Source organism: Enterobacter sp. RHBSTW-00593, assembly GCF_013784105.1.
Classification (GTDB): domain Bacteria; phylum Pseudomonadota; class Gammaproteobacteria; order Enterobacterales; family Enterobacteriaceae; genus Enterobacter; species Enterobacter ludwigii.
Genome location: NZ_CP056393.1, coordinates 4,685,271 through 4,709,235, shown reverse-complemented (window position 1 = coordinate 4,709,235; position 23,965 = coordinate 4,685,271). Strand labels below are relative to the sequence as shown.

General features: G+C 55.1%; 20 protein-coding genes and 1 rRNA gene. 17 read left to right on the top strand and 4 right to left on the bottom strand.

The window, feature by feature from the left end; genetic code table 11:
• The first annotated feature begins 89 nt into the window (after positions 1-89).
• The gene (gene metE, locus HV242_RS22620) at positions 90-2,351 is read left to right on the top strand and encodes a 5-methyltetrahydropteroyltriglutamate--homocysteine S-methyltransferase (RefSeq protein WP_050737763.1); all 2,262 of its coding nucleotides are present in this window, start codon (positions 90-92) and stop codon (positions 2,349-2,351) included.
• Positions 2,352-2,396: 45 nt separating this feature from the next.
• Here the strand turns inward: metE and HV242_RS22615 are convergent, their stop codons facing one another.
• Complete coding sequence (locus HV242_RS22615; protein WP_014172118.1) at positions 2,397-3,203, bottom strand: dienelactone hydrolase family protein; 807 nt, start codon at positions 3,201-3,203, stop codon at positions 2,397-2,399.
• A gap of 255 nt (positions 3,204-3,458) precedes the next feature.
• On the opposite strand from HV242_RS22615, the gene udp reads away from it, so the two are divergent.
• The 9 genes from udp (at position 3,459) to tatD (ending at position 11,367) form a co-directional block, all read left to right on the top strand.
• Positions 3,459-4,220, top strand: a complete 762-nt coding sequence (udp, locus tag HV242_RS22610; RefSeq protein ID WP_003860792.1) for a uridine phosphorylase — start codon at positions 3,459-3,461, stop codon at positions 4,218-4,220.
• Positions 4,221-4,357: 137 nt separating this feature from the next.
• Positions 4,358-5,815 carry a DNA recombination protein RmuC gene (gene rmuC / locus HV242_RS22605; RefSeq protein WP_050737762.1) on the top strand — a complete coding sequence of 486 codons (1,458 nt, stop codon included), beginning with the start codon at positions 4,358-4,360 and terminating at the stop codon, positions 5,813-5,815.
• A gap of 66 nt (positions 5,816-5,881) precedes the next feature.
• Positions 5,882-6,637, top strand: coding sequence for a bifunctional demethylmenaquinone methyltransferase/2-methoxy-6-polyprenyl-1,4-benzoquinol methylase UbiE (gene ubiE, locus HV242_RS22600; RefSeq protein WP_014172115.1), 756 nt, complete (start codon positions 5,882-5,884; stop codon positions 6,635-6,637).
• 13 nt (positions 6,638-6,650) lie between these two features.
• The gene (gene ubiJ / locus HV242_RS22595; RefSeq protein ID WP_032680095.1) at positions 6,651-7,256 is read left to right on the top strand and encodes a ubiquinone biosynthesis protein UbiJ; all 606 of its coding nucleotides are present in this window, start codon (positions 6,651-6,653) and stop codon (positions 7,254-7,256) included.
• A complete protein-coding gene (gene ubiB, locus HV242_RS22590; RefSeq protein ID WP_014172113.1) occupies positions 7,253-8,893 on the top strand; it encodes a ubiquinone biosynthesis regulatory protein kinase UbiB in 1,641 nt (546 codons plus the stop codon). The genes ubiJ and ubiB overlap by 4 nt, the downstream gene beginning before the upstream one ends.
• Before the next feature lie 76 nt (positions 8,894-8,969).
• A complete protein-coding gene (gene tatA, locus HV242_RS22585) occupies positions 8,970-9,224 on the top strand; it encodes a Sec-independent protein translocase subunit TatA (protein WP_020882874.1) in 255 nt (84 codons plus the stop codon).
• A gap of 3 nt (positions 9,225-9,227) precedes the next feature.
• Positions 9,228-9,770 (top strand): Sec-independent protein translocase protein TatB, encoded by a 543-nt coding sequence (tatB, locus tag HV242_RS22580; protein WP_014172111.1) that lies wholly within the window; start codon positions 9,228-9,230, stop codon positions 9,768-9,770.
• Positions 9,771-9,772: 2 nt separating this feature from the next.
• Positions 9,773-10,543 (top strand): Sec-independent protein translocase subunit TatC, encoded by a 771-nt coding sequence (gene tatC / locus HV242_RS22575; protein ID WP_014172110.1) that lies wholly within the window; start codon positions 9,773-9,775, stop codon positions 10,541-10,543.
• 41 nt (positions 10,544-10,584) lie between these two features.
• Positions 10,585-11,367 (top strand): 3'-5' ssDNA/RNA exonuclease TatD, encoded by a 783-nt coding sequence (gene tatD / locus HV242_RS22570; RefSeq protein ID WP_041162905.1) that lies wholly within the window; start codon positions 10,585-10,587, stop codon positions 11,365-11,367.
• On the opposite strand, the gene rfaH is transcribed toward tatD, so the two are convergent.
• Positions 11,364-11,855: a transcription/translation regulatory transformer protein RfaH gene (gene rfaH, locus HV242_RS22565; RefSeq protein ID WP_020882871.1), complete on the bottom strand. Its 492-nt coding sequence runs from the start codon at positions 11,853-11,855 to the stop codon at positions 11,364-11,366. The two genes, tatD and rfaH, sit on opposite strands and share 4 nt — an antisense overlap.
• Before the next feature lie 170 nt (positions 11,856-12,025).
• Between rfaH and ubiD the strand changes: the two genes are divergently transcribed.
• A complete protein-coding gene (ubiD, locus tag HV242_RS22560) occupies positions 12,026-13,531 on the top strand; it encodes a 4-hydroxy-3-polyprenylbenzoate decarboxylase (protein ID WP_014172107.1) in 1,506 nt (501 codons plus the stop codon).
• Between the two features lie 30 nt (positions 13,532-13,561).
• Positions 13,562-14,263, top strand: coding sequence for an NAD(P)H-flavin reductase (gene fre / locus HV242_RS22555; protein ID WP_014172106.1), 702 nt, complete (start codon positions 13,562-13,564; stop codon positions 14,261-14,263).
• A gap of 182 nt (positions 14,264-14,445) precedes the next feature.
• Here fre and fadA read toward each other — a convergent pair whose 3' ends face one another.
• Positions 14,446-15,609, bottom strand: a complete 1,164-nt coding sequence (gene fadA / locus HV242_RS22550) for an acetyl-CoA C-acyltransferase FadA (RefSeq protein ID WP_014172105.1) — start codon at positions 15,607-15,609, stop codon at positions 14,446-14,448.
• Between the two features lie 9 nt (positions 15,610-15,618).
• Positions 15,619-17,808, bottom strand: coding sequence for a fatty acid oxidation complex subunit alpha FadB (gene fadB, locus HV242_RS22545; protein ID WP_050737761.1), 2,190 nt, complete (start codon positions 17,806-17,808; stop codon positions 15,619-15,621).
• 190 nt (positions 17,809-17,998) lie between these two features.
• Between fadB and pepQ the strand changes: the two genes are divergently transcribed.
• The 5 genes from pepQ to HV242_RS22520 all read left to right on the top strand — a co-directional run bounded on the left by pepQ (position 17,999) and on the right by HV242_RS22520 (position 23,909).
• Positions 17,999-19,330 (top strand): Xaa-Pro dipeptidase, encoded by a 1,332-nt coding sequence (pepQ, locus tag HV242_RS22540; RefSeq protein WP_025202792.1) that lies wholly within the window; start codon positions 17,999-18,001, stop codon positions 19,328-19,330.
• Positions 19,330-19,944, top strand: coding sequence for an IMPACT family protein (locus tag HV242_RS22535; RefSeq protein ID WP_020882868.1), 615 nt, complete (start codon positions 19,330-19,332; stop codon positions 19,942-19,944). The genes pepQ and HV242_RS22535 overlap by 1 nt, the downstream gene beginning before the upstream one ends.
• 41 nt (positions 19,945-19,985) lie before the next feature.
• A complete protein-coding gene (gene trkH / locus HV242_RS22530) occupies positions 19,986-21,437 on the top strand; it encodes a Trk system potassium transporter TrkH (protein ID WP_025202793.1) in 1,452 nt (483 codons plus the stop codon).
• 10 nt (positions 21,438-21,447) lie between these two features.
• Positions 21,448-21,993: a menaquinone-dependent protoporphyrinogen IX dehydrogenase gene (hemG, locus tag HV242_RS22525; RefSeq protein ID WP_050737760.1), complete on the top strand. Its 546-nt coding sequence runs from the start codon at positions 21,448-21,450 to the stop codon at positions 21,991-21,993.
• Between the two features lie 376 nt (positions 21,994-22,369).
• Positions 22,370-23,909, top strand: a 16S ribosomal RNA gene (locus tag HV242_RS22520).
• Positions 23,910-23,965: the final 56 nt, after the last annotated feature.

The window sequence follows — 23,965 nt, the reverse complement described above, 5'->3', positions numbered from 1 at the left end:
TTTGCGCTTGAGGAATATACAGTAACTGCCAATTATGGATGTGTAAACATCTGGATGGCTAAATACGAAAAATTCACAGGGGACACACCATGACAATTCGCAATCACACTCTCGGTTTCCCTCGCGTTGGCCTTCGCCGCGAGCTGAAAAAAGCGCAGGAAAGTTACTGGGCAGGTACCTCTGGCCGTGAAGAATTGCTGGCCGTGGGCCGCGAACTGCGTGCGCGCCACTGGGAACAGCAAAAGCAGGCGGGCATTGACCTGCTGCCCGTGGGCGATTTCGCCTGGTACGACCATGTTCTGACCACCAGCCTGCTGCTTGGCAACGTGCCGGCTCGTCATCAGAACAAAGATGGATCGGTAGATATCGACACCCTGTTCCGCATTGGCCGTGGTCGTGCGCCAACGGGAGAGCCTGCGGCAGCGGCGGAAATGACCAAGTGGTTCAACACCAACTATCACTATATGGTGCCGGAATTTGTGAAAGGCCAGCAGTTCAAACTGAGCTGGACCCAGTTGCTCGACGAAGTCGATGAAGCGCTGGCGCTGGGCCACCAGGTGAAACCGGTACTGCTGGGGCCGGTAACGTATTTGTGGCTGGGTAAAGTGAAAGGCGAGCAGTTTGACCGTCTCAGCCTGCTGAACGATATTCTGCCGGTCTACAAACAGGTGCTGATTGAACTGGGTAAACGCGGAATTCAGTGGGTGCAAATCGATGAGCCTGCGCTGGTGCTGGAGCTGCCGCAGGCGTGGCTGAAAGCGTTTAAACCCGCTTACGATGCCCTTACTGGTCAGGTGAAGCTATTGCTGACCACCTATTTTGAAGGCGTGACGCCGAACCTGAGTACTATTACTGCGCTGCCGGTTCAGGGTCTTCATGTTGACCTGGTCCACGGCAAAGATGACCTGGCCGAACTGCACAAACGTCTGCCCGAAGAGTGGCTACTCTCGGCCGGACTGGTGAATGGCCGTAACGTCTGGCGCGCCGATCTGAGCGAGAAATATGCACAGATTAAAGATATCGTCGGCAAACGTGAGCTGTGGGTGGCCTCCTCCTGCTCTCTGCTGCACAGCCCAATCGATCTGAGTGTGGAAACCCGTCTGGATCCCGAGGTGAAGAGCTGGTTTGCCTTTGCGCTGCAAAAATGTGAAGAGCTGGCGCTGCTGCGTGATGCGTTAAATAGCGGTGACACCACGGCCATTACCGACTGGAGCGCCCCCATTCAGGCGCGTCGTCATTCGGCGCGCGTCCACAACCCGGCGGTCGAAAAACGTCTGGCGGCCATTACCGCGCAGGACAGCCAGCGTCAGAGCCCCTATGAAGTGCGTGCCGAAGCCCAGCGTGCCCGTTTCAACCTGCCAGCGTGGCCAACCACCACCATCGGCTCCTTCCCGCAGACGACGGAGATCCGCGGCCTGCGTCTGGATTTCAAAAAGGGCAACCTCGATGCGAATCACTACCGCACCGGCATCGCTGAGCACATCAGACAGGCGATTGTTGAGCAGGAACGTTTAGGTCTGGACGTGCTGGTGCACGGTGAAGCCGAGCGTAACGACATGGTGGAATACTTCGGCGAACATCTGGACGGTTTCGTCTTTACGCAGAACGGTTGGGTGCAGAGCTATGGTTCCCGCTGTGTGAAGCCACCGGTGGTGATTGGTGACGTCAGCCGCCCGCAAGCGATCACCGTAGAGTGGGCAAAATTCGCCCAGTCCCTGACCGACAAACCGGTGAAAGGGATGCTGACCGGCCCGGTGACGATCCTCTGCTGGTCCTTCCCGCGTGAAGATGTGACCCGTGAAACCATCGCCAAACAGATTGCGCTCGCGCTGCGTGATGAAGTGGCCGATCTGGAAGCGGCGGGTATCGGCATCATCCAGATTGATGAACCGGCGCTACGCGAAGGTTTGCCGCTGCGTCGCAGTGACTGGGATGCTTATCTGAAGTGGGGTGTGGAGGCTTTCCGCCTCAACGCCGCGGTCGCGAAAGACGACACGCAGATCCACACCCACATGTGTTACTGCGAATTTAACGACATTATGGATTCGATTGCCGCGCTGGATGCCGACGTGATCACCATCGAAACGTCGCGTTCAGACATGGAACTGCTGGAGTCCTTTGAAGAGTTCGAGTATCCAAACGAAATTGGGCCGGGTGTCTACGACATCCACTCCCCGAACGTACCGAGCGTGGAGTGGATTGAGAGCCTGCTGAAAAAAGCCGCCCAGCGGATCCCGGCTGAGCGCCTGTGGGTCAACCCGGACTGCGGACTGAAAACCCGCGGCTGGCCGGAGACCCGCGCGGCACTCGCGAACATGGTCAGGGCGGCGCAGAATTTGCGTCAGGCCTGATAAATCCGAAGCCCGGCAAGGCGTAGCCGCGACCGGGCTTTTGTTTTACGCTTTTTTCCCGCCGTACTGGCTGAACCATGCCAGCATCCGCTGCCAGCCATCTTTAGCCGATTCCGCGTGATAGCTCGGACGATAGTCGGCATTAAAGGCGTGGCCGGCATCCGGGTAAACGATGATTTCAGCTTTTGCATTGGCTGCGCGGAGCGCATGGCGCATGGTCTCTACCGTATCAAGCGGGATCCCGGTGTCCTGGCCGCCATAAAGCCCTAAGACTGGGGCATTTAACTCGGTGGCGATATCAACGGGATGCTTCGGCGAGTTCAGCGTTTTCTCCCCCACCAGTTTGCCGTACCAGGCAACGGCGGCTTTAAGCTGCGGATTATGTGCGGCATACAGCCAGCTGATACGTCCTCCCCAGCAGAAACCCGTCACCATCAGACGATGTGCGTCGCCGCCATTGCGCGCAGCCCAACTGGCCACGTGGTCCAGATCGGCCAGTACCTGTGCATCCGGCACTTTGCTGACCAGGTTGCTGAACAGCGTCGGTATATCGCTGTAGTCGTTCGGATCGCCCTGACGGAAATAGAGCTCTGGCGCAACAGCCAGATAACCTTCCAGCGCCAGACGGCGGCAAAGGTCGCGAATATGTTCGTGAACGCCGAAAATTTCCTGAACCACAATCACGATGGGCAGCGGGCCGTCGGCCGATTTTGGCCGCGCGTGGTAAGCAGGCATATTCTCCCCCTGTGAGGGGATGGAGGTCTCACCTGCCGTAATGGCCTCTTCAGGTGTTGAGACGATGGTTGATGCATGAGGGGCCGCTGCAGGTGCAAAACCGGTTTTTTCAGTCATGGCATTCTCCGTACCAATGAGTTAGCGCAAAGGTAAATATAGTCACCAGGTTAACAATTCACAGTGCCTGAAACGGTCTATCTTTTGTGCAGCACCTGACGATATAACTTGTTAATGTGATGTGAATCACTATTTCATGGAAATTTACTGCAATCATTTTCATTCATGGTGAGATGTGTCACGTAATTCTGCTTACTGCTTCTGTAAAGTACCTTTTTACTTCTTCTGACTAACCGACCCACAGAGGAGTCACCTATGTCTAAGTCTGATGTTTTTCATCTCGGCCTCACTAAAAACGATTTACAAGGGGCTACGCTGGCTATCGTCCCGGGCGATCCTGAGCGTGTGGAAAAGATCGCCGCGCTGATGGATAAGCCGGTTAAGCTTGCTGCCCATCGTGAATTCACCACCTGGCGCGCTGAGCTGGATGGCAAAGCGGTGATCGTCTGTTCTACCGGTATCGGTGGCCCGTCCACCTCAATTGCTGTTGAAGAGCTGGCGCAGCTGGGCATTCGTACTTTCCTGCGTATCGGGACTACCGGTGCCATTCAGCCGCATATCAACGTTGGCGACGTGCTGGTGACAACCGCTTCCGTGCGTCTGGACGGCGCGAGTCTGCACTTTGCCCCTATGGAATTCCCGGCGGTGGCGGATTTCGAATGCACCACCGCACTGGTTGAAGCCGCGAAATCCGTTGGCGCAACCACCCACGTAGGCGTGACCGCCTCTTCTGATACCTTCTACCCAGGCCAGGAGCGTTATGACACCTTCTCCGGCCGCGTGGTAAGCCGTTTCAAAGGTTCTATGGAAGAGTGGCAGTCTATGGGCGTAATGAACTACGAAATGGAATCTGCAACCTTGCTGACCATGTGCGCAAGCCAGGGTCTGCGTGCCGGTATGGTGGCGGGCGTTATCGTCAACCGTACCCAGCAGGAGATCCCGAACGCGGAAACCATGAAGCAGACCGAAAGTCATGCGGTGAAAATCGTGGTTGAAGCAGCGCGTCGCCTGATCTAATCCCTTCTTATACGAAAAAAGGCCGACCCGTTCGGCCTTTTTTTTGCGTAGCGCCTCGCAGGAAAACCCTTTCAAACTGGACGTTTATACAGCACAATTCTATTTTGTGCAGGTAATACGTTGATGCAGGGGGCATTGTGGATATCTCAATCCTGATTTATGCAGTGATTGCGCTGGTGGGCGTGGGGGCAGGCTGGCTGATTTCCAGCTACCAGCACGCGCAACAAAAGGCCGATCAGCTGGCCGAGCGCGAAGAGATAGTCGCCGATTTAAGCGCAGCAAAACAGCAGGTTGCGCTGAGCGAACACTGGCGTGACGAATGCGAACTGCTCAACAACGAGCTGCGCAATCTTCGCGATATCAACACCTCGCTGGAGGCCGATCTCCGCGAAGTGACTACCCGCCTCGAATCCACCCAGCTGCATGCGGAAGATAAAATCCGCCAGATGATGAACAGCGAGCAACGCCTCAGCGAGCAGTTCGAGAATCTCGCGAACCGCATTTTTGAACACAGCAACCGCCGCGTAGACGAACAAAACCGCCAAAGCCTGAATAGCTTGCTGACGCCCCTGCGTGAACAGCTGGACGGCTTTCGTCGTCAGGTACAGGACAGCTTTGGCCAGGAGGCTCGTGAGCGGCACACGCTGGCGCATGAAATTCGCAATCTTCAGCAGCTGAATGCGCAAATGGCGCAGGAAGCGGTCAACCTGACCCGTGCGCTGAAGGGCGATAACAAAACCCAGGGCAACTGGGGGGAAGTGGTGCTGACCCGCGTGCTGGAGGCCTCTGGCCTGCGGGAAGGGTATGAATACGAAACGCAGGTGAGTATCGAGAACGATGCCCGCTCGCGTATGCAGCCTGATGTGATTGTGCGGCTCCCGCAGGGCAAAGATGTGGTGATAGACGCCAAAATGACGCTGGTGGCTTATGAGCGCTATTTCAATGCGGAAGATGACTACACCCGCGAGTCGGCGCTGCAGGAGCACATCGCCTCCGTGCGTAACCACATTCGTCTGCTGGGCAGAAAAGACTACCAGCAGTTACCCGGCCTGCGCTCGCTGGATTACGTCCTGATGTTTATTCCGGTTGAACCCGCGTTCTTGCTGGCGCTCGACAGACAGCCTGAACTGATTACCGAAGCCCTAAAAAATAACATTATGCTGGTGAGCCCCACCACGCTGCTGGTGGCATTGCGCACCATTGCCAACCTGTGGCGCTATGAACATCAGAGCCGTAATGCGCAGCAGATTGCCGATCGCGCCAGCAAGCTTTACGACAAAATGCGCCTTTTTGTGGATGATATGTCCTCGGTCGGGCAAAGCCTTGACCGCGCCCAGGATAACTATCGCCAGGCGATGAAAAAACTCTCTTCCGGGCGTGGCAACTTACTGGCGCAGGCCGAAGCGTTTCGTTCCCTGGGTGTGGAGGTGAAGCGCGAGATTAATCCGGAATTAGTTGAGCAGGCCACCGCCCAGGATGAAGAGTTTCGCCTGCGCGAAGGCGCTGGCGAACAAAAGACAGACAGTGAAGACAATACGTTAGCGACAGATTTAACGTCAGACGAGCGTCCGGCACGTTTCTTTCGCGAAGGTTGAAACGTAGGGCAAACGCGCCCAATCTGTTACACTTCACGAACATTTTACTGATAAGCAGGCTCTGAGATGGTTGACGATTCACAAGACACGACGCACTTTGGCTTTCAGACTGTCGCCAAAGCGCAGAAAGCTGATATGGTGGCCCACGTATTTCATTCCGTGGCGGCGAAGTACGATGTGATGAATGACTTGATGTCGTTCGGCATTCATCGCTTGTGGAAGCGCTTCACCATCGACTGTAGCGGTGTGCGTCGTGGACAAACGGTACTGGATTTAGCCGGCGGTACAGGCGATTTGACAGCAAAATTCTCCCGTCTGGTGGGCGAAACCGGTCGCGTTGTTCTGGCAGATATTAACGACTCAATGCTCAAAATGGGACGTGAGAAGCTGCGTAACATCGGCGTGGTAGGTAATGTCGAGTATGTGCAGGCGAACGCCGAAGCGCTGCCTTTCCCGGATAATACCTTTGACTGCATCACTATCTCCTTCGGCCTGCGTAACGTCACCGATAAAGAAAAAGCGCTGCGCTCCATGTACCGCGTGTTAAAGCCGGGTGGACGCCTGCTGGTGCTCGAATTCTCCAAACCGATTCTTGAGCCGTTAAGCAAAGCTTACGACGCATACTCATTCCATGTGCTGCCGCGCATTGGTGAGCTGGTGGCAAACGACGCGGAAAGCTATCGGTACCTGGCGGAATCTATCCGTATGCACCCGGATCAGGACACTTTAAAGGCCATGATGCAGGATGCGGAATTCGAGAACGTTGAGTATTTCAACATGACGGCAGGTGTCGTCGCGCTGCATCGCGGTTATAAGTTCTGAGTGGAGGTTTCCCGTGCCCTTTAAACCCTTAGTCACCGCAGGCATCGAGAATGTCCTGAATGCCTTTCTTTACCGCGCACCGGCGCTAAAAGCCGCACGTCAGCGGCTTAACGGCAAGGTGCTGCGTGTTGTTCTGAAAGAGTTCTCGACGCCGCTTGTGCTGGTTTTCAGTGAACGCCAGCTTGACGTTCTGGGTGAGTGGGAAGGTGAAGCCGACTGCTCCGTGATTACGCACATGAGCGTGCTGCCAAAATTACGTGACCGTCAGCAGCTTACGGCGCTTATCCGCAGCGGTGAGCTGGAAGTGGAAGGCGACATTCAGGTCGTACAGAATTTCGTTGCGCTCAGCGATCTGGCCGAGTTTGACCCGGCAGAGCTGCTTGCGCCTTTCATTGGCGACATTGCTGCCGAAGGGATCGGTAAAGCCATTCATGGCGGTACGGCTTTCCTTCGCAAGAGTCTGCAACGGCAGCAACGCTATGCGGCGGAAGTACTGACTGAAGAGTGGCGTATGGCCCCTGGCGCGCTTGAAGTTGCATGGTTTGCGGAAGAGACCGCAGCGGTTGAACGCGCGGTGGATGCCTTAACCAAACGGCTGGAAAAACTGGAGGGCAAATGACGCCTGGTGAAATTCGGCGCCTCTATTTTATCGTCCACACCTTTTTGAGTTACGGGCTCGACGAGCTTATCCCCAAAATGCGTATCACGCTGCTGCTTCGCATCTGGCGGCGGATGTTGTTCTGGATGCCTAATCGTCATAAAGATCAGCCGCTGGGTGAACGTCTTCGCCTGGCGCTCCAGGAGCTGGGCCCGGTATGGATTAAGTTCGGGCAAATGCTCTCGACTCGCCGCGATCTTTTCCCGCCGCAGATTGCCGATGAACTGGCACTGCTGCAGGACCGCGTTGCACCGTTTGACGGTGTGAGAGCGAAAAAACAGATCGAAGAGGCGATGGGCAATATTCCTGTCGAGACATGGTTTGACGATTTCGAAATAGAACCTCTTGCTTCAGCCTCCATCGCCCAGGTGCATACAGCCCGTCTGAAAGAGAACGGCAAAGAGGTGGTTATCAAAGTGATCCGCCCGGACATCCTGCCGGTAATCCGAGCGGACATGAAGCTTATCTATCGGCTTGCACGCTGGGTTCCGCGCCTGCTCCCCGACGGACGCCGTTTGCGCCCAATGGAAGTTGTGCGGGAGTATGAAAAAACGCTGATTGATGAATTAAACCTGCTGCGTGAATCGGCAAATGCCATCCAGCTGCGCCGGAACTTTGAAAACAGCCCGATGCTCTATGTGCCGGAAGTGTATTCGGACTACTGCAGCCAGAACATGATGGTAATGGAGCGGATTTACGGTATTCCGGTCTCGGATGTGGCAGCCCTGGAAAAGCAGGGAACCAACATGAAGCTGCTGGCCGAGCGTGGCGTACAGGTCTTCTTTACCCAGGTATTCCGCGACAGCTTTTTCCACGCGGACATGCACCCGGGGAATATCTTCGTCAGTTATGAGCACCCGGAAGACCCGAAATATATCGGTATTGACTGCGGTATTGTGGGCTCGCTGAACAAAGAAGATAAGCGCTATCTCGCTGAGAACTTCATCGCCTTCTTTAACCGTGATTACCGCAAGGTGGCCGAGCTGCACGTTGATTCTGGCTGGGTTCCGCCGGACACCAACGTCGAAGAGTTTGAGTTTGCTATCCGTACCGTCTGCGAGCCGATTTTTGAAAAGCCGCTGGCAGAAATTTCCTTCGGACACGTATTGCTGAACCTGTTTAACACGGCACGCCGCTTCAACATGGAAGTGCAGCCACAGTTAGTTTTACTTCAGAAAACATTACTTTACGTTGAAGGTGTAGGTCGACAGCTCTATCCTCAGTTAGACTTATGGAAGACTGCGAAACCTTTCCTTGAATCCTGGATTAAGGATCAGGTGGGCATTCCGGCGCTGGTGCGCTCTATTAAAGAGAAAGGCCCGTTCTGGATAGAAAAAATGCCTGATATTCCTGAACTGATTTACGACAGTTTGCGTCAGAGCAAGAACCTTCAGCACAGCATGGATAAAATCGCCCGCGAGCTTCAGTCCAGCCGTGTTCGACAGGGGCAGTCGCGCTATCTCTTTGGCATTGGAGCAACGCTGCTGCTGAGTGGTACGCTGTTGCTGATTACTCGCCCTGACTGGCAGATGATGCCCGCCTGGCTGATGGCTGGCGGTGTTGTGGTCTGGCTCGCCGGCTGGAGAAAAACGCGCTGATTTTGCGTCGCTATCGACGGGTCGCCTACGTATAATGCGACCTGACTCATTAATCATCTATCCCTGAGGTACATGTATGGGTGGTATCAGTATCTGGCAATTGTTGATCATTGCCGTCATCGTCGTGCTGCTGTTTGGCACGAAAAAGCTCGGTTCTATCGGCTCCGATCTGGGCGCGTCTATCAAAGGCTTCAAGAAAGCGATGAGCGATGATGAGAGCAAGCAGGATAAAACCAGCCAGGATGCTGACTTTACTGCTAAATCCATCTCCGACAAGCAGGAAGAGGCGAAAAAAGAAGACGCTAAACGCCACGATAAAGAGCAGGTGTAATTCGTGTTCGACATTGGTTTTAGTGAGCTGCTGCTGGTCTTTGTGATTGGCCTGATAGTGTTAGGACCCCAGCGTCTGCCGGTGGCGGTGAAAACCGTTGTGGGCTGGGTACGCGCGCTGAGATCGCTGGCTTCGACCGTACAAAATGAGCTGGCGCAGGAACTTAAGCTGCAGGAGTTTCAGGAAAGCCTGAAAAAGGTGGAAAAGGCGAGCATGGATAACCTGACGCCTGAACTGAAAGCCTCAATGGATGAACTGCGTGAAGCGGCAGAATCCATGAAGCGCTCCTACAGCGTCAACGATCCTGAAAAGGCGAGCGATGAAGCCAACACCATCCACAACCCGGTGGTGAAGGACAGCGAAGCGCAGCGCGAGGGCGTTACGCCTGCCAGCGCGGAGCATCAGGCTACCGCGCCTGAACAAACGCCGCAGGAATCTGAACCGAAAAAACAGGCGCAGCCGGAAGCACCGATGGTAAAAGCGGCTGACGTTAAGCCTGCCGCGCCTGTTTCCGAATCATCCCCCTCGTCGAGTGATAAAGCGTAAACATGGCAGTAGATGATACCCAACCGCTGATTACGCACCTCATAGAGCTGCGTAAGCGCCTGTTAAACTGCATTATCGCGGTTTTCCTCATTTTCTTATGCCTGGTCTATTTCGCCAATGATATCTACCAGGTTGTCTCTGCGCCGCTGATCAAGCAGATGCCGCTGGGGGCAACGATGATCGCAACCGACGTTGCATCACCGTTCTTTACCCCTATTAAGCTCACCTTCTGGGTATCGCTGATTGCCTCTGCGCCGGTCATTCTTTATCAGGTATGGGCGTTTGTGGCGCCAGCGCTGTACAAGCATGAACGCAAGCTGGTGATCCCGCTGCTGGTATCCAGCTCGCTGCTGTTCTATATCGGCATGGCGTTCGCCTACTTTGTTGTCTTCCCGCTGGCCTTTGGCTTCCTGACGCATACCGCGCCGGAAGGGGTTCAGGTGTCGACGGATATCGCCAGCTACCTCAGCTTTGTGATGGCGCTGTTTATGGCGTTCGGTGTGGCATTCGAAGTGCCGGTAGCCATTGTGCTGCTTTGCTGGGTAGGAGTGACGACCCCTGATGACCTGCGTAAGAAGCGCCCGTATATCCTGGTCGGCGCGTTTGTGGTTGGCATGCTGCTCACACCACCTGACGTCTTCTCACAAACGCTGCTGGCAATACCGATGTATTGTCTGTTTGAAGTCGGCGTATTCTTCTCGCGTTTCTACGTGGGAAAAGGGCGTCGGTCGGATGACGAAGACGATACGTCGGAAAAGACCACTGAAGAGTAAAACCAGCCGCCCGTCAGGGCGGTTGTGCTATGGGGAATCGCATGTTTGATATCGGACTCAACCTGACCAGCTCGCAGTTTGCGAAAGACTGCGATGAGGTCGTCGCGCGTGCTTTTGCCGCCGGGGTGAAAGGGCTGCTCCTGACGGGAACCAACCTGCATGAAAGCGAGCAGGCGCAGCAGCTTGCTCAACGCTATGATCGCTGCTGGTCAACCGCTGGCGTGCATCCTCATGACAGCAGCCAGTGGACGCCGCAGAGCGCTGAAATCATACACAGGCTGGCGAAAACCCCTGAAGTCGTGGCCATTGGCGAATGTGGTCTCGATTTCAACCGTAACTTTTCCACACCAGCCGAACAGGAAAACGCCTTCACCGCCCAGCTCGCCCTGGCGGCGGAGCTTGGAATGCCTGTGTTTATGCACTGCCGTGACGCGCATGAGCGCTTCCTCGCCTTACTGGAACCCTGGCTCGATAAACTGCCCGGTGCGGTACTGCACTGCTTTACCGGTTCACGGCAGGAGGCGCTGGATTGTCTGGAACGCGGGTTATATCTGGGCATTACCGGCTGGGTTTGCGATGAACGTCGCGGGCTTGAGCTTCGCGAGCTGTTGCCGGTGATCCCGGCGGACCGCTTGCTTGTTGAAACCGACGCACCTTATCTGCTGCCGCGAGATATGCAACCCAAACCGGCTTCTCGACGTAACGAACCGGCCTATCTGGGGCATATTCTTGAGAGCGTAGCGCGCTGGCGCGGAGAAGACCCGCACTGGCTGTGCGCACAGACGGATGACAACGTGCGTCGCCTGTTCGGGATAGACGTTTAAACTTTGCGGAAGTCGGTGTTTTTCACGCTCTGCAATACCTGCTTATTCAGCAGGTTGAGCAACAGCATGGAGCGTGCTTCACCGTCAGGCTCGGCGAAAATCGCCTGTAAGCCCTCGAAAGCCCCTTCAGTGATGACGACGCTGTCGCCTGCGTAGGGGGTTTCCGGATCGGTGATGCCTTCAGGTTGCTGGTACACCGAAAGCTGATGAATCACCGTTGACGGGACCGTGGCCGGGTGAGCGCCAAAACGCACAAAGTGGCTGACACCGCGTGTGGCGCTGATGGTCGTGGTGTGAATCACTTCCGGGTCGAACTCAACGAACAGATAGTTCGGGAATAATGGCTCACTGACGGTCGTGCGCTTCCCGCGCTGCATTTTTTCAAGCGTGATCACGGGTGTCAGGCAATTTACAGACTGACGTTCAAGATGTTCCTGCGCGCGCTGAAGTTGCCCGCGTTTGCAATACAGTAAATACCAGGCCTGCATAATCACTCTTTCCCTTAGTTCGGGGCGCAAGCATATCAAAACCCTGGCGGGATCGCTAAGTTGATTATAATGGGGGAAAAGGGAACAGAATGCATAAGTTCACGCTAATTTAACAAAAATACAGCATCAAGCAGGCTTACGCCGTATAATGAAGCGCTTACAGAGAGGCCATGACTAACTGCATGAAATACCACGATCTCCGCGACTTCCTGACGCTGCTGGAAAAGCAGGGCGAACTCAAACGCATTACACTTCCTGTTGATCCTTATCTGGAAATGACAGAAATTGCTGACCGCACCCTGCGTGCCGGTGGCCCCGCTTTACTGTTTGAAAACCCAAAAGGGTATTCGATGCCGGTGCTGTGCAACCTGTTTGGTACACCGCGCCGTGTGGCGTTGGGGATGGGACAGGAGGACGTCACGGCGCTGCGTGAAGTGGGGAAACTGCTGGCGTTTTTGAAAGAGCCAGAGCCACCGAAAGGTTTCCGCGATCTGTTCGATAAACTGCCGCAGTTTAAGCAGGTGCTAAACATGCCAACCAAACGTCTGCGCGGCGCACCGTGTCAGCAGAAAGTGCTGGAAGGCGATGCGGTGGATCTGACAAAAATTCCTGTCATGCAATGCTGGCCTGAAGATGCTGCGCCGCTTATCACCTGGGGGCTCACCGTCACGCGTGGTCCGCACAAAGAGCGACAAAATCTGGGTATTTACCGCCAGCAGCTGATTGGCAAGAATAAGCTCATCATGCGCTGGTTGTCACATCGTGGCGGCGCCCTGGATTTCCAGGAGTGGTGTGCTGAACACCCGGGCGAGCGTTTCCCGGTTTCCGTTGCGTTAGGCGCCGATCCGGCCACGATTCTGGGGGCGGTAACGCCAGTGCCGGATACGCTGTCCGAATATGCCTTTGCAGGCCTGCTGCGCGGAACCAAAACCGAAGTCGTGAAGTGTATTTCTAATGACCTTGAAGTTCCTGCCAGCGCGGAGATCGTTCTGGAAGGTTACCTTGAGCAGGGCGAAATGGCACCGGAAGGGCCATACGGTGACCACACCGGCTATTACAACGAAGTTGATAACTTCCCGGTGTTTACCGTCACGCACATCACCCAGCGTGAAGATGCGATTTACCACTCCACCTATACCGGACGTCCACCGGATGAACCGGCGGTACTGGGAGTGGCGCTGAACGAAGTGTTTGTGCCGATCCTGCAAAAGCAGTTCCCGGAAATTGTTGATTTTTACCTGCCACCGGAAGGGTGTTCGTATCGCCTGGCGGTGGTGACGATGAAGAAGCAATATCCTGGTCACGCTAAACGCGTGATGATGGGCGTATGGTCTTTCCTGCGCCAGTTTATGTATACCAAATTTGTTATTGTCTGCGATGATGATGTTAACGCCCGCGACTGGAATGACGTTATCTGGGCCATTACTACGCGAATGGATCCGGCGCGCGATACGGTGTTAGTCGAAAACACGCCGATAGATTATCTGGATTTTGCCTCGCCGGTCTCCGGCCTTGGCTCAAAAATGGGACTGGATGCCACAAACAAATGGCCCGGCGAAACCGAGCGTGAATGGGGTCGACCGATCAAAAAAGATCCTGCCGTGACCGCGCGTATTGACGCGATCTGGGATGAACTGGCCATAATGAATAACGGTAAACCTGAAACAGGCCGTTAAGCCCTATAGACTTCACGACAGAGAGAGCGAATGACAACCTTAAGCTGTAAAGTGACCTCGGTAGATGCTATCACCGACACCGTATATCGCGTCCGTTTAGTACCTGAAGCGGCATTCTCTTTCCGCGCCGGTCAGTACTTGATGGTCGTGATGGATGAGCGTGATAAGCGTCCCTTCTCTATGGCTTCTACGCCAGCAGAGCAGGAATTTATTGAGCTTCATATTGGTGCGTCTGAGCTTAACCTGTATGCGATGGCCGTCATGGACCGCATTCTGAAAGAACGTGAAATCGTGGTGGATATTCCTCACGGTGATGCCTGGCTGCGTGAAGATGAAGACCGTCCGCTGATCCTGATTGCGGGGGGAACGGGTTTCTCTTATGTGCGCTCTATCCTGCTGACGGCCCTGGCGCGTAACCCGGATCGCGATATCACCATCTACTGGGGCGGCCGCGAAGAGAAACATCTCTACGACCTCTCTGAACTGGAAGCATTAAGCGTCAATCATCCACACCTGCGCATTGAGCCGGTGGTGGAGCAGCCTGAAGAGGGCTGGCGTGGGCGCAGCGGTACGGTACTGACGGCGGTGCTGCAGGATCACGGCACGCTGGCGGGACATGATATCTATATTGCTGGCCGTTTTGAGATGGCGAAAATTGCCCGTGACCTGTTCTGCAACGAACGTGACGCGCGTGAAGACCGTCTCTTCGGCGATGCGTTCGCGTTCATTTAAATAAAAAACCCGCCCCTGACAGGCGGGAAGAACGGCAACTAAACTTTATCTCTTCGCCACTGGCGCCATAACTACGATGGCTGCGCGTGCTCACCCGAATCCCTTACTTCCGTAAGCGCATCGGGCGCCGCTCGCGTGCCGCCGTGTTCTGGCGACACTGGCTGTAAGAACCCCTCGAAGATTTACACTCGCTCAAATACCGTCGCGATACCCTGACCCAGCCCGATACACATCGTCGCCAGACCAAACTGAGCGTCTTTGCGTTCCATCAGGTTAATCAGCGTGGTGCTGATGCGTGCCCCGGAACAACCCAGCGGGTGACCGAGGGCGATCGCGCCGCCATTGAGGTTAATCTTGTCGTCTATCTGATCCATTAGGCCCAGATCTTTGATGCACGGCAGGATCTGCGCGGCAAAGGCTTCGTTCATCTCAAACAGATCGATATCACTGGTGGTTAAGCCTGCTTTTTTCAGCGCCAGCTTCGAGGCCGGCACCGGACCGTAACCCATAATGGACGGATCGCAACCCACCACCGCCATCGAACGCACCCGGGCGCGAGGCGTCAGGCCTAACTCGCGGGCACGGCTTTCACTCATCACCAGCATCGCGGCGGCCCCGTCAGATAGGGCAGACGAGGTGCCTGCCGTTACCGTACCGGTGACCGGGTCAAACGCCGGGCGCAGCGTAGAAAGGGTTTCTACAGTGGTTTCCGGGCGAATCACTTCATCGTAGCTGAACTGCTTCAAAACGCCGTCAGCATCGTGACCACCGGTTGGGATGATCTCATGCTTAAATGCGCCGGATTGCGTTGCGGCCCAGGCGCGTGCGTGGGAGCGCGCGGCAAAGGTATCCTGCATTTCGCGGCTGATGCCGTGGAGGCGGGAAAGCATCTCAGCGGTCAGGCCCATCATTCCCGCCGCTTTCGCCACGTTACGGCTCATACCCGGGTGGAAATCAACCCCGTGGCTCATCGGCACGTGGCCCATGTGCTCCACGCCGCCGACCAGACAGGCCTGTGCATCACCGGTCATGATCATGCGAGCCGCGTCGTGCAGCGCCTGCATTGACGAACCACACAGACGGTTAACGGTCACCGCCGGAACTGAATGCGGGATCTCCGCCAGCAGCGAAGCGTTACGAGCGATGTTAAAGCCCTGTTCGAGGGTTTGCTGTACACAGCCCCAGTAAATATCGTCGAGCGCAGCGGGATCCAGTGCCGGGTTACGCGCCAGCAGGCTACGCATCAGGTGCGCGGAGAGGTCTTCCGCGCGCACATTACGGAATGCACCGCCTTTTGAACGGCCCATCGGGGTGCGAATCGCATCAACAATGACAACCTTTTCCATTGTGACTCCTTAAGCCGTTTTCAGCTCGCCAACCGGACGGGCTGGCTCAACTGCTGGGTAATAGGGTTCGTTATGGCGCGCTTTGTTACGCAGACCTTCCGGCACGTTATACAGCGGGCCGAGGTGCTGGTACTGCTGAGCCATATCGAGATAACGGGCGCTGCCGAGCGTATCCAGCCAGCGGAACGCGCCGCCGTGGAACGGAGGGAAGCCGAGGCCGTACACCAGTGCCATATCCGCTTCTGCCGGGCTGGCGATAATGCCTTCTTCCAGGCAACGCACCACTTCGTTGATCATTGGAATCATCATTCGGGCGATGATTTCATCGTCGGTGAAGTCACGTTTCGGCTGGCTGACGTCGGCCAGCAGGCCATCCACCGCCGCGTCTTCTTCTTTCTTCGGCTTGCCTTTGCTGTCTTCTTTATAGCGCCAGAAGCCCAGGCCGTTTTTCTGACCAAAGCGGCTGGCGTCAAACAGGGCGTCAATCGCGTCGCGGTAATCTTTCTGCATGCGTTGCGGGAAGCCTGCCGCCATCACCGCCTGGGCGTGGTGTGCGGTATCAATGCCGACCACATCCAGCAGATACGCTGGACCCATCGGCCAGCCGAACTGTTTTTCCATCACTTTGTCGACTTTACGGAAATCCGCACCGTCGCGCAGGAGCTGGCTGAAACCGGCGAAGTACGGGAACAGCACGCGGTTGACGAAGAAGCCCGGACAGTCGTTGACCACGATCGGGGTTTTGCCCATTTTGCTGGCCCATGCCACGACTTTGGCGATCGTTTCGTCAGAGGTTTTTTCCCCACGGATCACTTCGACAAGTGGCATACGGTGCACCGGGTTAAAGAAGTGCATACCGCAGAAGTTTTCCGGGCGCTTCAGAACGCCTGCCAGTTCGCTAATCGGGATGGTGGAGGTGTTTGAGGCCAGTACGGTATCAGGACGAACCTTCTCTTCGGTTTCCGCCAGCACCGCTTTTTTGACTTTCGGGTTCTCAACGACCGCTTCAACGACCACATCCACACGGTCGAAACCGCTATAGTCCAGGGTCGGGTGGATTGTCGAGATCACCCCTGAGAGTTTCAGACCGTCAATTTTGCCGCGTTCCAGCTGTTTATTCAGCAGCTTGGCCGCTTCGGTCATGCCCAGCGTCAGGGATTTCTCGCTGATGTCTTTCATCACCACAGGCACGCCTTTCCAGGCCGACTGATAAGCGATGCCGCCGCCCATAATGCCTGCACCGAGTACCGCCGCATGTTTTGGCGTCTCAACATTTTTGGTCAGCTGTTTCGCCTTACCTTTCACGAATTGATCGTTCAGGAAGATGCCCACCAGTGCGCGAGCTTCATTAGTGTGCGCCAGCGGAACAAAGCTTTGGTTTTCCAGTTTCAGCGCTTCATCACGGCCAAAGCGGGCCGCGGCTTCAATCGTTTTAACGGCGGTAATGGGCGCGGGGTAGTGTTTGCCTGCCGTCTGCATCACCATCCCTTTGGCGATGGTGAAGCTCATGGCGGCTTCAATTTTGCTGAGTTTCAACGGTTCAAGCTTCGGCTGACGTTTGGCTTTCCAGTCGAGGTCGCCATTAATGGCCTGATGGAGAATGGCGAGGGAGCCTTCAATCAGTTTTTCTGGTTTAACCACACCGTCCACCAGGCCTATTTTCTGCGCCTGTTCCGCCCCGACATCTTTACCGGCGGCGATGATCTCCAGGGCGCTATCGGCACCCAGCATGCGTGGCATACGTACGGAACCGCCAAAGCCTGGCATGATGCCCAGTTTTGTTTCCGGCAGGCCGATGCGCAGGTCTGGCGTGGCCAGGCGATAGTCGGTCGCCAGCACGCACTCGCAGCCGCCGCCCAGCGCGTAGCCGTTAACGGCGGAGACTGTCGGAACAGGCAGATCTTCCAGACGATTAAAGACGCTGTTGGCAAAGTGCAGCCACTGGCTCAGCTGTTCTTCCGGGACCTGGAACAGTGAAAGGAATTCGGTGATATCTGCACCGACAATAAAAGCCGCTTTGTTTGAGCGCAGCAGCAGCCCTTTTAATTCAGATTGTTTTTCAAGCACATCCAGCGCCTGGCCAAGACTGGCCACCGTCGCGGTATCAAGCTTGTTGACTGAGCCGGGGGCATCGAACACCAGTTCGGCAATGCCATCTTCCAGCCAGTTGAGGTACAGGGTGTCGCCTTTGTAGAGCATGTCAGTCTCCTGAATCCAGCAAGTGGATCTGGTCATACCAGATGAGACGGAGTGTGGGATTTATGTTAATAAAATGCAAATTTCTCATTAAGAAATTGCTGCATTGATCACGGTCGGTGGAAATCACGCAGTCGGAGTCAGGTGTGCTAAGATGCGATGACTTGAGCTCAGAAAAATGAAAGGAAGAAAGATGGACTCACTGGCTTCGCTTTATAAAAATCATATCGTTACCCTACAGGAACGTACCCGTGATGTACTGGCGCGCTTTAAGCTGGATGCGCTGTTAATCCACTCCGGAGAGCTGATTAACACCTTCCTGGATGACCATGCGTATCCGTTTAAGGTCAACCCGCAGTTCAAAGCCTGGGTGCCGGTCACGCAGGTCCCAAATTGCTGGTTGCTGGTGGACGGGGTGAACAAGCCGAAACTGTGGTTCTATCTGCCTGTCGATTACTGGCACAACGTTGAGCCGCTGCCGACCAGCTTCTGGACGGAAGAAGTGGACGTTATCGCTTTACCAAAAGCCGATGGCATTGGCAGCCTCCTGCCAGCCGGGCGCGGCAACATTGCTTATATTGGCCCGGTTCCTGAGCGTGCGCTCGGTCTGGATATTCCGGCGGATAAACTCAATCCGAAAGGGGTTCTGGATTATCTGCACTACTATCGCGCTTATAAGACCGACTACGAACTTTACTGCATGCGTGAAGCGCAAAAAACGGCGGTAAACGGTCACCGTGCTGCGCATGAAGCGTTCCAGTCTGGCATGAGCGAGTTCGATATTAACCAGGCGTATCTGACCGCCACCGGCCACCGTGACACTGATGTCCCTTACAGCAACATCGTCGCGCTGAATGAGCATGCGTCCGTTCTGCACTACACCAGGCTCGATCACCAGGTGCCATCCGAGTTGCGCAGTTTCCTGTTGGACGCTGGGGCAGAGTACAACGGCTATGCGGCCGACCTGACCCGCACCTGGGCGGCAAATGCGGATACCGATTTTGCACAGTTGATTAAAGACGTTAACGATGAGCAACTGGCGCTTATTGGCACCATGAAAGCGGGAACCAGCTATGTGGATTACCACATCCAGTTCCATCAGCGCATCGCTAAACTGCTGCGTAAGCACCAGATCGTGAAAGACATGAGCGAAGAGGCGATGGTGGAAAACGATCTGACCGGGCCGTTCATGCCGCACGGTATTGGTCACCCGCTGGGTCTGCAGGTTCATGATGTTGCCGGTTTTATGCAGGACGATACCGGTACGCACCTGGCCGCGCCGTCTAAATATCCTTACCTGCGCTGCACGCGTATTCTTGAGCCGCGTATGGTGCTGACCATCGAGCCGGGTATCTACTTTATCGAATCGCTGTTAGCGCCATGGCGTGAAGGCCCGTTCAGCAAGCACTTCAACTGGGACAAAATTGAAGCGCTGAAACCGTTTGGCGGTATTCGTATCGAAGACAACGTGGTGATCCACGAAAACGGTATTGAGAATATGACGCGAGACCTGAAGCTGGCCTGATGGATAGCTGGCTGATACCGGCTGAACCGGTCACCTTTGTTGAGGAAATTAAGAAGAGTCGATTCATTACGCTGCTGGCACATACCGACGGCGTTGAGGCGGCAAAAGCGTTTGTTGAGTCCGTTCGCGCGCAGCACCCTGACGCACGTCACCATTGCGTGGCATGGGTGGCAGGGCCGCCGAACGATTCACAACAGCTGGGGTTTTCCGATGACGGTGAACCGGCAGGCACAGCCGGTAAACCCATGCTCTCCCAGTTGATGGGCAGCGGCGTGGGTGAAATCACCGCCGTGGTCGTTCGCTACTACGGCGGTATTTTATTAGGCACGGGTGGACTGGTTAAAGCGTATGGCGGTGGGGTTCAGCAGGCACTGAATATGCTGATTACCACCCGCAAAACGCCGCTCACCGAATATACTTTATTGTGCGATTACGGCCAGTTATCCGGCATTGAGGCATTGCTAAAGCAGTTTAACGGCGTCATCGCGCACAGTGACTATCAGGCAATGGTGCAACTGCGCGTGGCGCTTCCGCAGGCGGAACTGGCTGCTTTTTCAGCAAAGCTGGCGGATTTTAGTCGCGGTTCGTTGCAATTGCTGCCGATTGAAGAATAATCCCCACCTCACTTTTTTGAATACCAAAGGAAGCGGCAGAGATGCATTTTCGTGCCATTACCCGAATCGTTGGACTGCTGGTCATACTTTTTTCCGGGACGATGATTCTCCCAGGACTGGTAGCGCTTATCTACCGGGACGGTGCGGGGCGGGCATTTACCCAGACCTTCTTTGTCGCGCTGGCGATTGGCTCTCTGCTGTGGTGGCCAAACCGTCGTCAAAAGGGTGAGCTGAAATCTCGCGAAGGGTTTCTGATTGTTGTTCTGTTCTGGACAGTGCTGGGAAGCGTGGGTGCGCTACCCTTTATCTTCTCTGAGCAGCCTAATCTGACCGTCACGGATGCGTTTTTTGAATCGTTCTCGGGTTTAACGACGACCGGGGCGACCACGCTGGTCGGGCTGGATTCCTTACCGCATGCCATTCTCTTTTATCGCCAGATGCTGCAATGGTTCGGGGGGATGGGGATCATCGTCCTGGCAGTGGCCATCCTGCCTATTCTCGGCGTCGGGGGGATGCAGCTCTACCGTGCGGAAATGCCGGGCCCACTGAAAGATAACAAGATGCGCCCGCGCATAGCCGAGACGGCGAAAACCCTGTGGCTTATCTATGTCTTACTGACGGTCGCCTGTGCGTTAGCGTTATGGTTTGCCGGGATGCCTGCATTCGACGCTATCGGGCACAGCTTTGCGACGATCGCCATCGGCGGGTTCTCGACCCACGATGCCAGCGTGGGTTACTTCGACAGCCCCACCATTAACACGATCATTGCCATCTTCCTGCTGATTTCCGGCTGTAACTACGGTCTGCACTTCTCCTTACTCAGCGGGCGTAGCCTGAAGGTGTACTGGCGTGACCCGGAGTTTCGCATGTTCATTGGTGTCCAGCTTACGCTGGTCATCATCTGTACCGTGGTGTTGTGGTTCCACGATGTCTATAACTCCGCGTTGACTACGTTAAATCAGGCGTTCTTCCAGGTGGTGTCGATGGCAACCACCGCCGGTTTTACAACGGACAGTATTGCACGCTGGCCACTGTTCCTGCCGGTGCTGCTGCTGTGTTCTGCGTTCATCGGGGGTTGTGCGGGGTCGACGGGCGGTGGCCTGAAGGTGATTCGTATTCTGCTGTTGTTTAAGCAGGGGAACCGTGAACTTAAACGTCTGGTCCACCCGAATGCGGTTTACAGCATCAAACTGGGTAACCGTGCCCTGCCGGAACGTATTCTTGAAGCGGTGTGGGGGTTCTTCTCGGCCTATGCGCTGGTCTTCATCGTCAGTATGCTGGCGATTATCGCGACGGGGGTGGATGATTTCTCTGCCTTTGCTTCCGTCGTAGCAACGTTGAATAACCTCGGGCCTGGCCTGGGAGTTGTGGCGGATAACTTTGCCAGTATGAACCCGGTTGCGAAATGGATCCTCATCGCCAACATGCTGTTTGGTCGTCTGGAGGTCTTTACGCTGCTGGTGCTGTTCACCCCAACATTCTGGCGCGAGTAAGGAGTCGTCGGTGAAAACACTTATTCTTTTCTCTACGCGGGATGGGCAAACGCGTGAGATTGCCTCATATCTGGCTTCAGAATTAAAAGAGCTGGGGATTTACTCTGATGTGGTGAACCTGAACCGCACGGAGCAGATAGCCTGGCAGGATTACGACCGTGTGGTTATTGGCGCGTCTATTCGTTACGGGCATTTCCATCCGGCGCTGGATCGTTTTGTGAAAAAGCATACGGCAGTGCTCAATAAACTGCCTGGGGCTTTTTACTCGGTCAATCTGGTGGCGCGTAAACCTGAGAAACGTACGCCGCAGACCAACAGCTATACGCGCAAGTTTCTGTTGAGCTCTCCGTGGCAGCCGGACATCAGCGCCGTCTTTGCCGGCGCGCTGCGTTATCCGCGCTATCGCTGGTATGACCGCTTTATGATTCGCCTCATTATGAAGATGACCGGTGGCGAAACCGATACGCGCAAAGAGGTGGTGTATACCGACTGGTTGCAGGTCGCCAGTTTTGCGCGGGAGATCGCACATTTATCAGGCGATTCGCGGCTTAAATAGGCGTGAAGTTTGAAAAGTGAGCGAACGAAAAGTTTTTTGTATTTTGTGCTTGTCACTTCAGAATAACTCCCTATAATGCGCCTCCACTGACACGGAACAACGGCACACACGCCGCCGGGTTAGCGGGGTTCAGAGATGAACACCAATAGAGGAAAGCAAAAATAAATGCTTGACTCTGAATCGGGAAAGCGTAATATGCACACCCCGCGCCGCAGCGAAAACGAAGCGGCACTGCTCTTTAACAATTTATCAGACAATCTGTGTGGGCACTCAAAGTGACATGGATTCTTAATGTCTTCGGACAAAAAATGAATACCAAGTCTCTGAGTGAACATACGTAATTCATTACGAAGTTTAATTCACGAGCATCAAACTTAAATTGAAGAGTTTGATCATGGCTCAGATTGAACGCTGGCGGCAGGCCTAACACATGCAAGTCGAACGGTAGCACAGAGAGCTTGCTCTCGGGTGACGAGTGGCGGACGGGTGAGTAATGTCTGGGAAACTGCCTGATGGAGGGGGATAACTACTGGAAACGGTAGCTAATACCGCATAACGTCGCAAGACCAAAGAGGGGGACCTTCGGGCCTCTTGCCATCAGATGTGCCCAGATGGGATTAGCTAGTAGGTGGGGTAACGGCTCACCTAGGCGACGATCCCTAGCTGGTCTGAGAGGATGACCAGCCACACTGGAACTGAGACACGGTCCAGACTCCTACGGGAGGCAGCAGTGGGGAATATTGCACAATGGGCGCAAGCCTGATGCAGCCATGCCGCGTGTATGAAGAAGGCCTTCGGGTTGTAAAGTACTTTCAGCGGGGAGGAAGGTGTTGTGGTTAATAACCGCAGCAATTGACGTTACCCGCAGAAGAAGCACCGGCTAACTCCGTGCCAGCAGCCGCGGTAATACGGAGGGTGCAAGCGTTAATCGGAATTACTGGGCGTAAAGCGCACGCAGGCGGTCTGTCAAGTCGGATGTGAAATCCCCGGGCTCAACCTGGGAACTGCATTCGAAACTGGCAGGCTAGAGTCTTGTAGAGGGGGGTAGAATTCCAGGTGTAGCGGTGAAATGCGTAGAGATCTGGAGGAATACCGGTGGCGAAGGCGGCCCCCTGGACAAAGACTGACGCTCAGGTGCGAAAGCGTGGGGAGCAAACAGGATTAGATACCCTGGTAGTCCACGCCGTAAACGATGTCGACTTGGAGGTTGTGCCCTTGAGGCGTGGCTTCCGGAGCTAACGCGTTAAGTCGACCGCCTGGGGAGTACGGCCGCAAGGTTAAAACTCAAATGAATTGACGGGGGCCCGCACAAGCGGTGGAGCATGTGGTTTAATTCGATGCAACGCGAAGAACCTTACCTACTCTTGACATCCAGAGAACTTAGCAGAGATGCTTTGGTGCCTTCGGGAACTCTGAGACAGGTGCTGCATGGCTGTCGTCAGCTCGTGTTGTGAAATGTTGGGTTAAGTCCCGCAACGAGCGCAACCCTTATCCTTTGTTGCCAGCGGTCCGGCCGGGAACTCAAAGGAGACTGCCAGTGATAAACTGGAGGAAGGTGGGGATGACGTCAAGTCATCATGGCCCTTACGAGTAGGGCTACACACGTGCTACAATGGCGCATACAAAGAGAAGCGAACTCGCGAGAGCAAGCGGACCTCATAAAGTGCGTCGTAGTCCGGATTGGAGTCTGCAACTCGACTCCATGAAGTCGGAATCGCTAGTAATCGTAGATCAGAATGCTACGGTGAATACGTTCCCGGGCCTTGTACACACCGCCCGTCACACCATGGGAGTGGGTTGCAAAAGAAGTAGGTAGCTTAACCTTCGGGAGGGCGCTTACCACTTTGTGATTCATGACTGGGGTGAAGTCGTAACAAGGTAACCGTAGGGGAACCTGCGGTTGGATCACCTCCTTACCTTAAAGAACCTGCCTTTGTAGTGTCCACACAGATTGTCTGATGAAAAACAGCAG

Coding starts and splice junctions, on each gene's coding strand:
- ubiB (WP_014172113.1), top strand. CDS start 7,253: ATGACGCCTGGTGAAATTCGGCGCCTCTATTTTATCGTCCACACCTTT.
- HV242_RS22535 (WP_020882868.1), top strand. CDS start 19,330: ATGGATAGCTGGCTGATACCGGCTGAACCGGTCACCTTTGTTGAGGAA.
- fre (WP_014172106.1), top strand. CDS start 13,562: ATGACAACCTTAAGCTGTAAAGTGACCTCGGTAGATGCTATCACCGAC.
- tatA (WP_020882874.1), top strand. CDS start 8,970: ATGGGTGGTATCAGTATCTGGCAATTGTTGATCATTGCCGTCATCGTC.
- ubiD (WP_014172107.1), top strand. CDS start 12,026: ATGACTAACTGCATGAAATACCACGATCTCCGCGACTTCCTGACGCTG.
- udp (WP_003860792.1), top strand. CDS start 3,459: ATGTCTAAGTCTGATGTTTTTCATCTCGGCCTCACTAAAAACGATTTA.
- trkH (WP_025202793.1), top strand. CDS start 19,986: ATGCATTTTCGTGCCATTACCCGAATCGTTGGACTGCTGGTCATACTT.
- HV242_RS22615 (WP_014172118.1), bottom strand. CDS start 3,203: ATGACTGAAAAAACCGGTTTTGCACCTGCAGCGGCCCCTCATGCATCA.
- fadA (WP_014172105.1), bottom strand. CDS start 15,609: ATGGAAAAGGTTGTCATTGTTGATGCGATTCGCACCCCGATGGGCCGT.
- pepQ (WP_025202792.1), top strand. CDS start 17,999: ATGGACTCACTGGCTTCGCTTTATAAAAATCATATCGTTACCCTACAG.
- ubiE (WP_014172115.1), top strand. CDS start 5,882: ATGGTTGACGATTCACAAGACACGACGCACTTTGGCTTTCAGACTGTC.
- rfaH (WP_020882871.1), bottom strand. CDS start 11,855: ATGCAGGCCTGGTATTTACTGTATTGCAAACGCGGGCAACTTCAGCGC.
- metE (WP_050737763.1), top strand. CDS start 90: ATGACAATTCGCAATCACACTCTCGGTTTCCCTCGCGTTGGCCTTCGC.
- tatD (WP_041162905.1), top strand. CDS start 10,585: ATGTTTGATATCGGACTCAACCTGACCAGCTCGCAGTTTGCGAAAGAC.
- fadB (WP_050737761.1), bottom strand. CDS start 17,808: ATGCTCTACAAAGGCGACACCCTGTACCTCAACTGGCTGGAAGATGGC.
- tatC (WP_014172110.1), top strand. CDS start 9,773: ATGGCAGTAGATGATACCCAACCGCTGATTACGCACCTCATAGAGCTG.